This is a genomic window from Pedobacter kyonggii (genome assembly GCF_004310665.1).
Lineage (GTDB): Bacteria > Bacteroidota > Bacteroidia > Sphingobacteriales > Sphingobacteriaceae > Pedobacter > Pedobacter kyonggii.
Genome location: NZ_SIXF01000022.1, coordinates 59,302 through 71,697 on the forward strand (window position 1 = coordinate 59,302; position 12,396 = coordinate 71,697).

Annotated in this window: 11 protein-coding genes; 7 read left to right on the forward strand and 4 right to left on the reverse strand. The window is 36.8% G+C overall.

Going from position 1 to position 12,396, the window contains the following annotated elements; translation table 11 throughout:
• Positions 1 to 314: 314 nt before the first annotated feature.
• Positions 315 to 1,595, reverse strand: a complete 1,281-nt coding sequence (locus EYS08_RS18595) for a sterol desaturase family protein (protein ID WP_244215999.1) — start codon at positions 1,593 to 1,595, stop codon at positions 315 to 317.
• 103 nt (positions 1,596 to 1,698) lie between these two features.
• Between EYS08_RS18595 and EYS08_RS18600 the strand changes: the two genes are divergently transcribed.
• The 4 genes from EYS08_RS18600 (at position 1,699) to pgl (ending at position 6,348) form a co-directional block, all read left to right on the forward strand.
• Positions 1,699 to 2,457, forward strand: coding sequence for an ROK family protein (locus tag EYS08_RS18600; protein WP_131031522.1), 759 nt, complete (start codon positions 1,699 to 1,701; stop codon positions 2,455 to 2,457).
• A gap of 85 nt (positions 2,458 to 2,542) precedes the next feature.
• Positions 2,543 to 3,958: an NADP-dependent phosphogluconate dehydrogenase gene (gene gndA, locus EYS08_RS18605; protein ID WP_131031523.1), complete on the forward strand. Its 1,416-nt coding sequence runs from the start codon at positions 2,543 to 2,545 to the stop codon at positions 3,956 to 3,958.
• Positions 3,959 to 3,987: 29 nt separating this feature from the next.
• Positions 3,988 to 5,502 (forward strand): glucose-6-phosphate dehydrogenase, encoded by a 1,515-nt coding sequence (gene zwf, locus EYS08_RS18610; protein WP_131031524.1) that lies wholly within the window; start codon positions 3,988 to 3,990, stop codon positions 5,500 to 5,502.
• 120 nt (positions 5,503 to 5,622) lie between these two features.
• Positions 5,623 to 6,348, forward strand: coding sequence for a 6-phosphogluconolactonase (pgl, locus tag EYS08_RS18615; RefSeq protein ID WP_131031525.1), 726 nt, complete (start codon positions 5,623 to 5,625; stop codon positions 6,346 to 6,348).
• Between the two features lie 520 nt (positions 6,349 to 6,868).
• On the opposite strand, the gene EYS08_RS18620 is transcribed toward pgl, so the two are convergent.
• The 3 genes from EYS08_RS18620 to EYS08_RS25830 form a co-directional block, all read right to left on the reverse strand.
• Positions 6,869 to 7,750: a Ppx/GppA phosphatase family protein gene (locus tag EYS08_RS18620; RefSeq protein WP_131031526.1), complete on the reverse strand. Its 882-nt coding sequence runs from the start codon at positions 7,748 to 7,750 to the stop codon at positions 6,869 to 6,871.
• Positions 7,750 to 9,810 carry a polyphosphate kinase 1 gene (gene ppk1 / locus EYS08_RS18625; protein ID WP_131031527.1) on the reverse strand — a complete coding sequence of 687 codons (2,061 nt, stop codon included), beginning with the start codon at positions 9,808 to 9,810 and terminating at the stop codon, positions 7,750 to 7,752. The genes EYS08_RS18620 and ppk1 overlap by 1 nt, the downstream gene beginning before the upstream one ends.
• A gap of 100 nt (positions 9,811 to 9,910) precedes the next feature.
• A complete protein-coding gene (locus EYS08_RS25830; RefSeq protein ID WP_165456508.1) occupies positions 9,911 to 10,522 on the reverse strand; it encodes a hypothetical protein in 612 nt (203 codons plus the stop codon).
• Positions 10,523 to 10,598: 76 nt separating this feature from the next.
• Here EYS08_RS25830 and EYS08_RS18630 point away from each other — a divergent pair, with 76 nt between their 5' ends.
• The 3 genes from EYS08_RS18630 (at position 10,599) to EYS08_RS18640 (ending at position 12,266) form a co-directional block, all read left to right on the forward strand.
• Positions 10,599 to 11,090: a YajQ family cyclic di-GMP-binding protein gene (locus EYS08_RS18630; RefSeq protein WP_131031528.1), complete on the forward strand. Its 492-nt coding sequence runs from the start codon at positions 10,599 to 10,601 to the stop codon at positions 11,088 to 11,090.
• A 74-nt stretch (positions 11,091 to 11,164) separates the two neighbouring features.
• Entirely contained in the window at positions 11,165 to 11,611 is a 447-nt protein-coding gene (locus EYS08_RS18635; protein WP_131031529.1) for a GNAT family N-acetyltransferase, read from the forward strand.
• Between the two features lie 58 nt (positions 11,612 to 11,669).
• The gene (locus tag EYS08_RS18640) at positions 11,670 to 12,266 is read left to right on the forward strand and encodes a DUF4142 domain-containing protein (protein WP_165456509.1); all 597 of its coding nucleotides are present in this window, start codon (positions 11,670 to 11,672) and stop codon (positions 12,264 to 12,266) included.
• Positions 12,267 to 12,396 lie beyond the last annotated feature (130 nt).

Here is a 12,396-nt window from a genome sequence, read left to right on the forward strand (position 1 = left end):
AACAAATCGAAACTAAAAACAATAAAATAAATCAGCAAGAAATATTTTTTAATTGAATGTTTAAACAGACAGAAATATCAATGATCGTAAGAAGAATAGAATAAGCAAGTTATTCCCATACAAAGAAAAAAAAGGCTTTATTAATAATATATGAAGAAAAACAAGGCATCTACGGGTTAAATCATCAACACAATCACATCACGTAATAATTTTATTACAAGGCATGGTAACAGGAAAAAAAATAGAGCAACAAAACGAAACATCGTGTTGTAACATTTATATATCAACCTAAACCGAAAGGTAAAGAAACATGACTAACCTACCTTTGCGTACTCAAATACATGCTTCATGTAAAGTTTACGTAAAGAGAAAGTCCGTTCAAGTGCAATTAAGATAATCACCGGAAATATTAAAAAACCAAGCAGGTTAAAAGCGTAGAAAAAATATCCAAAAATTAATATGAACCTGAAAAATTCGAGGTAATAGATCCATTTACGTTGTTCCAAAAGCGCGCCGATGTTGATTAAAGTGAGCAAGATAAAGATAAGTATCGCAGCTTTATTAAATGGTGTTAAAAAACTGTAAAACAAAGTAGTCCCCGTAAGCATGGCAACTACCGCGATCAACTGTATATTTAAATAAGTTTTAAACTTAGGTTTAGCAGCACGCAGTATTTTATTCTGAAAGTAACGCTCCTCTAAAATAGGCCGGATGTTTTGATCCATCAACGCTGGACTTCCGAATACGGCATTCCATTTGGCCTTAAATCCATTTGCACGCTTGTACGCCTCTCCTATTTCTAAATAATAGTGAAAATGTTGCCACAGGAAACTATAACTTTTAATAGGATGTGTTAAACCATATTTAGGAGCCTCTTCTTCAATTTGAAAAGTACCGAATAGTTTATCCCAGAATACAAAAACATCGCCATAGTTTTTATCCAGGTATTTTTCGTCAGAGGCATGATGAACACCATGCAAAGAAGGTGTGGTGAATATATATTCCAGCCAGCCCAGCTTACCGATTAGTTGTGTATGCGTAAAAAATGAATAGGCTCCATGAGCCAAAAGTATGGTAATAATCATATTGGGATGAAAACCGACTAATGGTAATATACACCAAAACACATTGCGGAAAACGGCTTGAATGGTTGTGATTCTTGCCGCTGCCGACAAGTTAAACTCTTCGCTCTGGTGATGAACAATATGTGCAGCCCACAAAAAATTAATTTCGTGGCCCAGCCTATGGTACCAGTACCAAACAAGATCTGTTGACAAAAGCAATAATATCCACACATACCATTTTGTAGAAATATCAAAAACTGCATAATTTAAATACACCCAATCGTACATCTGATAAAAACTTGCCGCAATAAATAAGTTCAATAACCTTTCGGCAATACCTACACTAAAATTTGCAACCGTACTTTCGTATTTAAATGTTTTCGCTTTTTTTTGGTGCTGGGCGATCCTAAACTCAATAAATACAAAAATAAAAAATGCTGGAATAGCAAACGCAAGGTAGTTTACCGTCATAACTGTAGTGGTCTTTTTTAGTTTAACGGAACAAACATAAATATATTCTATTAAATACATGGATTTTATAGAATATATTATTACACCTAAATTACTTCGATCTTCATTTAATGTTTGTTGTTTTAATTTATTTGTAGAACTTCGAAATTATAAATACACAATTATGGCTACAGATAAAAAAGCTGAAAACAACAATATATTATCTATTGATATAGGCGGCACAAGCATTAAAACGGTTCTTTTGGATGAAAGCGGAAATATGCTTACCGAATATTTAAAAAGCAAAACCCCGCCAGAAGCTACTCCAAAGGACATTGTTTCTGGAATTATAGAGTTGATTAAGCCTTTTCCTGTTAGCTACAACCGCGTATCGATCGGTTTTCCAGGTTATGTTAAAAATGGAATTGTTAAAACCGCCCCTAACCTGGCAAAAAACAAATGGGCAGATGTTGATCTTGCTCAGCGTATAGCTAACGAGTTAGGTAAATCAGTGCGTTTGGTAAATGATGCCGATCAACAAGGCTTAGGTGTGGTTGAGGGCAAAGGCTTTGAAATTGTTTTTACAGTAGGTACGGGTTTTGGAACGGCACTGTTATTCGATGGAGAATTACTGCCGCATTTAGAACTCGCACATTTTCCGATCAACAAGGAAGAAGACTATGATGATTATATCGGAAATAAGGCTTTCGAAAAAATTGGAACTGAACGTTGGAATAAAAGGCTCAAAAAAGTAATCGAAATCTACAAAACGGTTTTCAATTATGACACTTTATATATCGGTGGAGGCAATTCTAAACAAATAGACTTTAAACTGGAAAACAATATTAAAATTGTAACCAACAGAGACGGGATTAAAGGTGGCGCTAAACTCTGGAAACTGGCCGACAAGTATAACATCTTTACTGTTGAGCCTAAAAAATAATAATCTTTATTACAATCTTTTAACAACAATAGCTGCAATATTAATTTGTAAACCCTAATTTTGGGTGCATTATAAAAAATAAAAAATGGCAAATAACGATTCAAAAAAATATAAATTGGGAATGATCGGTTTAGGCACAATGGGCCGGAACCTATTATTAAACATGGCTGATAAAGGCTTCTCTGTAACTGGTTACGATAAGGATAGAAAAATGATATCGAAACTTGAAGAAGAAGGCAAGAAACACAATTTAGAAGGATTTGACGATATTAAGAGCTTTATTTCTAGCTTACAAACACCACGTACGTTAATCTTATTAGTGCCAGCCGGACCAATTGTAGATAGCGTTATTGCAGAACTAAAACCACTTTTAAGCAAGGGCGATATTATTATCGATAGTGGAAACTCACATTTTACCGATACCAACCGCCGTGTTGATGAATTGGAGAAAGATGGCTTACATTTCTTCGGAATGGGTATTTCTGGTGGTGAGGAAGGTGCACGTTTTGGTCCGAGTATGATGCCGGGTGGCGATAAACAAGCTTATAATGTAGTTAAAGATGTTTTTGATGCCGTAGCTGCAAAAGTTGGAACCGATCCATGCGTAACTTACATTGGCCCAGGTGCTTCTGGCCACTTTGTTAAAATGGTACATAATGGAATTGAATATGCTATTATGGAGCTTATTGCTGAAGTTTATGGCATTCTTAAAAATGGCTTAGGCTATTCAAACGATGATATATATAAGGTATTCAAAAAGTGGAACGAAGGCAGGTTACAATCTTTCTTATTAGAGATTACTGCTGAAATTTTTGTTTTTAAAGATGCTGAAACTCAAAACGATCTTTTAGATCAGATCAAAGATGAAGCACGCTCAAAAGGTACCGGAAAATGGACATCAGAGGTTTCAATGGAACTTCAGTTACCTGTACCAACCATTAACGAAGCTGTTTCTAACCGGGATTTATCTAAATTCAAAAAACTAAGGGTTTCCCTGGAAGAGGCTTTTGGTAAGAAAGACACCAAAATAGCTGTTACCGTTGAAGAACTGGAAGATGCGTTTTATTTCTCTATGATCAGTGCTTATGCACAGGGTATGCATTTACTCGTTCAGGCTTCAAAAGAATACCAATACGACTTACAGTTGCAGGAAATTGCTAAAATCTGGCGTGGAGGCTGTATCATCAGGGCTAAATTCTTAGAAGATATTTATCAGGCTTATGATAAAAACAATGTACTCGAACATTTATTCGGTGATGCGGGTATCCAGAACATTATCAAAGGTACTTTAGCTGGTACACGCAAAACAATTAGTGCATGTATCAATTCTGGTTTGGGTATCCCTGCATTTGCGTCTACCCTAACCTATTTCGATACCATTACTACAGCCAGAATGCCTTCTAACTTAATCCAGGCACAAAGAGATTTCTTTGGGGCGCACACCTTCGAACGTATCGATAAAGATGGTGTTTTCCATGCTGATTGGAATAAATTATCATAACTTATTAGATTCACGAACAAGAACATAAAATGAAAACCAAAACCGCATTAAACCCTACCATTTTTGTAATATTTGGTGGAACAGGTGATTTAAATAAAAGAAAATTAGCACCTGCCCTATATAATTTATTTATGGAGGGCTATATGCCTGAGAAGTTTGCTATTATTGGTACAGGAAGGACCGAATTTACTGATGATAGTTACAAAAATGCTTTAGAGGAGGCTGTGAATGAGTTTTCTCGAAGCGGAAAAGTTAAAAAAGATAAATGGGACGATTTCGGAAATACGATCCACTACTGTCCAACCGATTTTGCCCAGCCAAAAACTTTCGAAAACCTTAAAGCAGCTGTTGATAAATATCAAAAAGAATACGGCGCAGGTACACAGGTAATTTTCTACCTGGCGGTTGCACCTAACTTCTTCCCAATTATTGCTGAATGTTTGCAGAAGTATAAACTTACGCAGGATGAAGATAATAGCCGCATTGTTATTGAAAAACCTTTCGGCCATGATCTAGAATCAGCAAAAGAGCTGAATGCATTACTGAGCACGATTTTTACTGAAAAGCAGATCTATCGTATCGATCATTATTTGGGTAAAGAAACCGTACAAAACATGATGGCTTTCCGTTTTGCCAATGCATTGTTCGAGCCGTTATGGAACAGATCTTATATCGATCACGTTCAGATTTCGGTAACTGAGCAGTTAGGTGTGGGCGATCGTGGAGGTTATTATGAAGGTTCTGGTGCTTTAAGAGATATGATCCAGAATCACCTGCTGCAATTGCTTTGTTTGGTTGGAATGGAAGCGCCAATTAATTTTGATGCCGATGAAATCAGAAACCGTAAGGTAGAGGTTTTAAGAGCAATGCGTCCTTTTTCTGCAGAAGATATCCGTTTTCATACTGTTCGGGGTCAATATAGTAAAGGTTGGGTTGAAGGGAAGGAAGTTCCTGGATACCGTCAGGAAAAAGGTGTTGATGCGCATTCTAATACCGAAACTTTTGCTGCTGTTAAATTCCATATCGATAACTGGAGATGGCAAGGTATTCCTTTCTATTTAAGAACTGGAAAACGCTTAAACCAAACTTCATCTTTAATTACCATTCAGTTCAGAGATGTTCCGCATCAGATTTTCTCATCAGGTGTAACCGAAAACTGGCAACAAAACAGGTTAGTAATTAGCATACAACCAGAAATGAGCATCCGTATGCAGGTACAGGCCAAAAGACCTGGATTGGATATGGTATTGAATCCTGTTGATATGGTTTTCGATTATAAAGGAACTTATGAAGGTGATACCCCGGAGGCTTACGAAACTTTATTATTAGATGCCATGATGGGTGATCAAACCCTGTTTATGCGTGGCGATCAGGTAGAAGCTGCATGGGAACTGGTCATGCCGATTTTGAATACCTGGGAAAGCAAAAAATCAATCAACTTCCCTAATTACCCTGCCGATAGCTGGGGACCAGAAGAAGCCGAGGCACTTATTGCAAGAGATGGTTTCCACTGGTTTAACCTGCCATTGAAGAACAAGGAATAATAAGTTGATGGTATCGACAACTAGTCGCATAGCCATAAGCAAACTGTCATTCTGAGCTTGTCGAAGAACTTACAATAGGTGTTTCGACAGGCTCAACATGATATTATTTAATATACAAAAATGAATCTACTCATATATAAAACATTAGAAGAACTGAATCAGGATCTGGCAGATTATGTAATTAAAATTGCAGAAATGTGTATCGAAGAAAACGACCGTTTTAATTTTGTATTAACTGGCGGCAGTTCTCCTAAAGCACTCTATCATCTTCTGGCTACAGAAGGCCAGCACAGAATTGATTGGGAAAAAGTATACTTCTTCTTTGGCGATGAGCGCAACGTTCCGGCCAATGATGATAACTACAACGGATTAATGGCCAAGAAAACCATTTTAGACCCACTAGGCATTAAAGAAGATCATATCTTTTACGTTGATACCACTTTGGCTCCAGAAAAAGCAGCTATCGAATATAAAAAAGCAATCGACAAGCATTTTAATGGTGAAGACATTGTTTTCGATCTGATCCTTTTGGGTATGGGTGATGATGCGCATACGGCTTCAATTTTCCCGCATACTACTTTGGTCAAAGATGAAGAAGTAAATGTAGCAGCTGTATACGTAGAAAAACTAGATACTTATCGCATTAGCTTTACCGCATCTTTAATTAATAAAGCAGATAACGTTGCTTTCTTGGTGTTTGGAGAGAATAAAGCCGAAGCGCTTAAACATGTTATTGGCGATGAGCAAAAAGATGCTGCTACCTACCCGTCACAGCTAATTGATCCGATCGATGGAAAATTAACCTGGTTTACCGATGAGGCTGCAACAAAATTATTAGAAGATTAAAAAATTATGATGTCTGAAGAACATTTATCAGACTTTTTAAACGGAAAAACGGAATATACCTTAGGGTTGTTCCGTTTTTTTATTTACCGATTAGCTGAACTAGGAGAAATTAATGTCACATAACGAAAATGATCCTTAAACATTTTCAGGTTCAGGATGACGATCTCGGAGGATTATCCCCGAGCGTGCTGTAGGATGTTAACATCGTACAGTTACATTTCAGTGCCAGATTGAAACATCTGACACCACACCAAAATCGATTAAACTAGATGCGTCACCCTGATTTATTTCAGGGTCTATAATACGTTGTGGTAATTTTCAAGGCTAAAAGATCCTGAAACAAGTTCAGGATGACGATCCGTGTAGAGTGCAAGATTGAAACATCTGACACCACATATATGGCCGTCATTGCGAGGAGTAACGACGAGGCAATCTTTCCTATTTACCAATTTTGCTATAAAGATTGCTTCGTCGGCTGAAAAAGCCTTCTCGCAATGACGGCTTCACAAGTAAAACGTCTCTAATCCAGTTTCTCTTCAATCAACAGTTTAATAATCCCATCAGCCATTCCCACTTTAGGTACATAAATCTGCTTTATACCAGTCCATTTCATTAAGGTTAAATAAATCTCACAAGCCGGGATAATAACGTCTGCACGGTCGGGGTTTAAGCCTAAAGTGTTAATCCTTTCTTTCAATGAATAACTGGTTAATTTATTATACATCGAATTTAGCTTCTGCAAAGATAAAGGCGCGTTTTCCTTCTCATCCGACATGCGGAACAATTTATTGATATTGCCACCGGTACCAATACCTGCCAAATGTTTATAGGCTTTTGTATGCTCTTTTACCCAATCTTTCATTTCATCCCAGGTTTCTTCCTTATCCTGGTTGTCGAGCATCCTGATTGTACCAATATTGAAGGATCTTGATGCTTCTGGAGCGCCTTTTACAAAAACTGATAACTCGGTACTACCTCCACCCACATCAATATATAGGTAATTTTTATTTTCGTCTAACTCTTCTTCAATATGATTGGCGTAAATAATATTCGCTTCGCGTTGTCCCTCAATAATCTCTAAAGTAACGTCGGCTTCCTTTTTAATCAGCTTAACAATATCTTCTCCATTGCTGGCCTCTCGCATAGCAGATGTTGCACAGGCTAAATATTCCGAAACATGATAAACATCCATCAGATTTTTAAAAGCAGTCATGGTTTTTACCAGGTCTGCAGATTTTTTCTCCGAAATATATTGATCTAAGAATGCATCATCTCCCAAGCGGAGCGGCACACGTATAAGGGTATTCTTTTTGTACTTATATTTTCCGTCTTGTTTGCTAATATCAGCAATGAGTAATCTCACCGCATTCGAACCGATATCTATAGCTGCGTATCTTAACATTATGATTGATGCTTGGTTTTTAAATAGTTGTAGATGTCTACCTGCGCCCTTATCTTTTTACTTAATCTGTTTTTATGGTATTTATTATTGTTCAAAGCATTGATCTGCCTCGATTTGGTATTGTCCTGCAATTGCAGATCAATGATATCCTGTATTTCCTGTTTCACATCGTGATCTAAAACCGGGAATCCTACCTCTACGCGGTGTTCGAAATTCCTGCTCATTAAATCTGCAGATGATAAATACATGTCGTTTTTACCGTTATTACCAAAAATATAAACCCTGGCATGCTCCAAAAACTTATCGATAATACTAATAGCGGTAATATTTTCACTAAAACCCTTTACTCCAGGTACCAGACAGCAGATACCACGGATGATCAGCTGAACTTTAACCCCAGCATTGCTCGCATCGTAAAGTTTGGCGATAATCCCTTCATCCGCTAGGCTATTTACCTTTAACATAATGTAGGCGAGTTTGCCTTGTTTAGCATTCCTGATTTCGCGGTTAATAAAATTGACCAGTTTCGAGCGGCTCTCCAGCGGCGAAACAATCAGGTGTTTAAATCCCTTCGTTACGGTACGTTTGCTCAACGCATCAAAAAGTTTGACCAGATCATTGGTGATCTCTTTCTTAGCAGTGAAAATACTATGGTCGCAGTATAAACCTGCGGTTTTCTCGTTAAAGTTTCCTGTTGCTAAGTTTGCGTAGTAAACTGGCTTATCTTTTTCAATCCGTTTAACCAAACAAATTTTAGAGTGTACTTTGTAGTCGGTTAAGCCGTAATTTACCTTAACCCCCTCCTCCATTAAGCGGGTGGTCCAGTAAATATTAGCCTGTTCATCAAAACGGGCTTTAAGTTCTAATAAAACAGAAACTGCTTTACCATTTTTAGCAGCGTTGATTAATGCATTGATTACTTTTGAGTTTTCGGCTAACCGGTATAAAGTAATCTGTATTTCGGTTACTTTCGGATCAATTGCAGCTTCACGCAAGAACAAAATAATATAGTCATACGATTGGTAGGGTAAATTCACCAAATAATCGCGCTGGGCAACTTTATTAAACATACTTTGGGTTCTGTGCAAATCGTGAACCTTAAGTGGCACATTCGGCGCATATTCCAATTCCTTTTTACCTACATTTGGGAAGGCAATAAAATCGCCAAACTTATGGTAACGGTTACCCGGAATTAAACTTTCAGCCTCAAGCTTGAGTTTATTTACCAGTACAGTAAGCATATTTAAAGGCATCGCCGAATCATAAAGCAAACGCATTGGTTTCCCTTTTTTACGTTTTTCTAAACTGCTTTTTAAATCTTCGATAAATTTATCATTAATGTTTTTATCAATATCTAATTCGGCATCCCGTGTTAGCTGGATCGAATAAGCCTCTAAATTATCGTAAGTAAAAACATAAAATATATCGTCTAAACAATACCTGATAATATCTTCGGCAAGAATAATAAATTTTAGATCGTTTGTTTCGGGCAGTACCAAAAACCGTGGCAAATTAGGTGGAATTTCTATGAGTGCATATTTCTCTTTAATTTTTGTATCCTTTTTCGAAAGTTTAACAAAAAAGTAAAGGTACCGGTCTTTCAGTTCTGGAAAAGGTTTATCCATATCCAGCATAATGGGAACAAGATTAGATAAAATCTTATCCCTAAAATGATTTTTAACAAATTCGCCTCTGCTTACATTCAGTTGGGTATCGTTTAAGATAAAAATCCTGTTTTGAGCAAGTTCATTTATTAGGGTAGCCTGAAAAAGCTGGTCGAATTTTCTTTCTTGTTTTACAACAATGTTTTTAATCTCATTCAGAATTTTCTTTGGATTAAATCCCAAAAGTGCTTTAGCCTTATCGTTCAGATTGGTTAGCCTGGTCATGGTGGCTACTCGCACACGGTAAAATTCCTCTAAATTTGAAGAAAATATAGATAGAAACTTAATCCGTTCAATCAGCGGAACCGTTTCATCGGCAGCTTCCTGCAGTACACGTTCGTTAAAGTAAAGCCAACTGATTTCGCGGTTTAAAAAAGGGATCTTCTTATTGCTCATTTAAAAAAATAAAAAATCCCTGCCAAAACAGGGATGCTCAAAGCTGCACATTAATTTGTTAAATCGATGTTAATTCATTTACACGTTAACGTTAACAAATTTATTTTTTAGTAGGTGTTTTCCCCTCTTTATTAACCGGTGTTGCAGTTTTAGCAACCGTTTTTTTAACAGCAGGAGCTGCTTTTGCAGGAGTAGCGGCTGGCGCTATTGCTTTTTTAACTGCTGTAGCAGCTTTTGTTGGTGCTTTACCTGCGGTACTTGCCGCTGTTGTGGCATCTTTTACTGCTTCTTTTGCTTTTGCAACTGGTTTTGCCAATACTTTTTCTGCTTTTTCTTCTGTTTCAATTGCCGCAACCTTAATGCTTTGCACTACTGGTTTAGCTTTTGCAACGGCTTTTTTAACAACTTTCTGAGCAGTTTTTTCTGACTTACTTACCGCTTTTGTAACTGGTTTTTTCGCTGCTTTCTCTTTTGATGCATGTAACAAATCGTCAATCTTTTGTCCAACATCTGCCTTTACAATGGTGAATTTTTTGGTTAATTTTTTAGCCACACGTTTACTCGCTTTCCCTACCTCCGTACTAATTTCCGATACATCATGACCTAAACTTTTGATCACATCTAAGAACTTATCCGTAATCGACTGCTCCAATTGTTTCTTCACTTCTTTTTTGGTGATCTTTTTTTGAGACTTCGGTTTAGTGGTTTTCATATTATTTTTCGTTTTTTTGTGAGGATGGATTAATTTCTATTAAATCTACTTATTTTTTTACTTTAAAGCTAAAACCATGCCTTCTTTTGATATTGTAAGTAAAGTTGATTCGCAAACATTAGACAACGCAATTAACAATGCTAAAAAAGAAATCCTTAACCGATTCGACTTTAACGGATCGAAAAGCACCATCGATCTCGATAAAAAAACAAACGTAGTAACCATCGTTACTGAAGATGATATGCGATTAAAAGCAATCGAAGGTTCCATTATCTCGCGGATGATGAAACAGAATTTAGATCCGAAAAGTTTAGATTTTGGCGATGAGCATCAGGCTTCTGGCAATATGATCAGAAAAGAAATCAGTATTAAAGAAGGATTAGATAAAGAGGCAGCAAAAAAGGTTGTGGCAAAGATCAAAGCCAGTGGATTAAAAGTTCAGCCTGCCATTATGGATGACCAGGTTAGAGTAACCGCAAAAAAAATCGATGATCTGCAGGCCGTGATGAATCTTTGTAGAAATGAAGATTTTGGTCAGCCATTACAGTTTATTAATATGCGCAATTAGAAAGCTTAATTGTTTAAACTGGTTAACTGTATTACTAACCAATTTAAACAATTAACCGATTAACCATTCAACTCATGGAAATCAGCGAAAACGGTTTTATATTTTCCGATAAAAAAGAGCTTTTAGATCTCGAAGCCATACATCATTATTTAAGTGTAGAGTCTTATTGGGCAAAAGATATTCCTTTTAATATCGTAAAACGTTCTATTGAAAACTCACTTTGTTTTGGTGTTTACAAAGGAACAGAACAGGTAGGTTTTGCCCGTTGGGTAACGGATAAGGCCACCTTTGCATGGCTTTGCGATGTGTACGTTAAAGAAAGTTACCGCGGTTTGGGCTTATCAAAAAAACTGATGTCGTTTATGATCTTCCACCCAGATTTACAAGGCTTAAGGCGTTACCAGTTGGCTACTTTAGATGCACATGGTTTATATGAACAATTCGGTTTTTCGCCAATTAAAAATCCAGAAAGCCAAATGGGCATTGTTATTCAAAACGCATACAGTAAGTCATCAGAATAGATATAAAACCTTTTTTCAACTCTCTTGTTTTTCATACACATCAAAACATAGAGAAAACATGAAAAAGATATTTTTATTATCCACTGCTTTTGCCCTGGTGCTTTCATTTCAGGCTTGTCAAACTGCAGATAAGAAATCGGCAACCACTAAAGATAGTGTTGCTGGCGATACCAATATGGTAAACGGCAACCATGCTACAGGAGCCGAAAGTACAGAATCAGGTGTTGACGAAGCAGGTGCAACTTTTTTAAGAAAAGCAGCAATTGGAGGTATCATGGAAGTTGAAGCCGCTAAGATTGCGCAGAAAAATGCAACAAGTGCTGAGGTGAAAGATTTCGCCGCTAAAATGTTGACTGATCACACAAAAGCCAATACGGAGTTGAAAGCTTTGGCTGTAAACAAAAAAGTAATCACCCCAGATGCATTGCCGGCCGAAGATCAGATTCATTTAGATGAAATGAAGAAAATGACAGGTATAGCTTTTGATAAACATTATATGGTTATGATGGTCACCGATCATGAAAAAACAGTAGCCTTATTTGAACTAGGGATGCAAAACCGCGATCAGGCAATTAAAAGCTGGGCTGGCAACACTTTAAGTGTAATCGAATCTCATGATGAAATGGCAAAAAAAATCGTTACCAATATGAAATAAACAGAGGCCAATTTTTGCTTTAAAGATCAAAATCCTGAATAATGAATTTCAGGATTTTTTTCATTACTAAAATATGTGAAAAACATCATTTTTAATACAATTTCTTCCAATAAAAAAATTAAAATTAACT

What these genes read in the sequence shown, in the direction of transcription:
- EYS08_RS18595 (WP_244215999.1), bottom strand. Translation starts at nt 1,595, where the DNA reads ATGTATTTAATAGAATATATTTATGTTTGTTCCGTTAAACTAAAAAAG.
- EYS08_RS18600 (WP_131031522.1), top strand. Translation starts at nt 1,699, where the DNA reads ATGGCTACAGATAAAAAAGCTGAAAACAACAATATATTATCTATTGAT.
- gndA (WP_131031523.1), top strand. Translation starts at nt 2,543, where the DNA reads ATGGCAAATAACGATTCAAAAAAATATAAATTGGGAATGATCGGTTTA.
- zwf (WP_131031524.1), top strand. Translation starts at nt 3,988, where the DNA reads ATGAAAACCAAAACCGCATTAAACCCTACCATTTTTGTAATATTTGGT.
- pgl (WP_131031525.1), top strand. Translation starts at nt 5,623, where the DNA reads ATGAATCTACTCATATATAAAACATTAGAAGAACTGAATCAGGATCTG.
- EYS08_RS18620 (WP_131031526.1), bottom strand. Translation starts at nt 7,750, where the DNA reads ATGTTAAGATACGCAGCTATAGATATCGGTTCGAATGCGGTGAGATTA.
- ppk1 (WP_131031527.1), bottom strand. Translation starts at nt 9,810, where the DNA reads ATGAGCAATAAGAAGATCCCTTTTTTAAACCGCGAAATCAGTTGGCTT.
- EYS08_RS25830 (WP_165456508.1), bottom strand. Translation starts at nt 10,522, where the DNA reads ATGAAAACCACTAAACCGAAGTCTCAAAAAAAGATCACCAAAAAAGAA.
- EYS08_RS18630 (WP_131031528.1), top strand. Translation starts at nt 10,599, where the DNA reads ATGCCTTCTTTTGATATTGTAAGTAAAGTTGATTCGCAAACATTAGAC.
- EYS08_RS18635 (WP_131031529.1), top strand. Translation starts at nt 11,165, where the DNA reads ATGGAAATCAGCGAAAACGGTTTTATATTTTCCGATAAAAAAGAGCTT.
- EYS08_RS18640 (WP_165456509.1), top strand. Translation starts at nt 11,670, where the DNA reads ATGAAAAAGATATTTTTATTATCCACTGCTTTTGCCCTGGTGCTTTCA.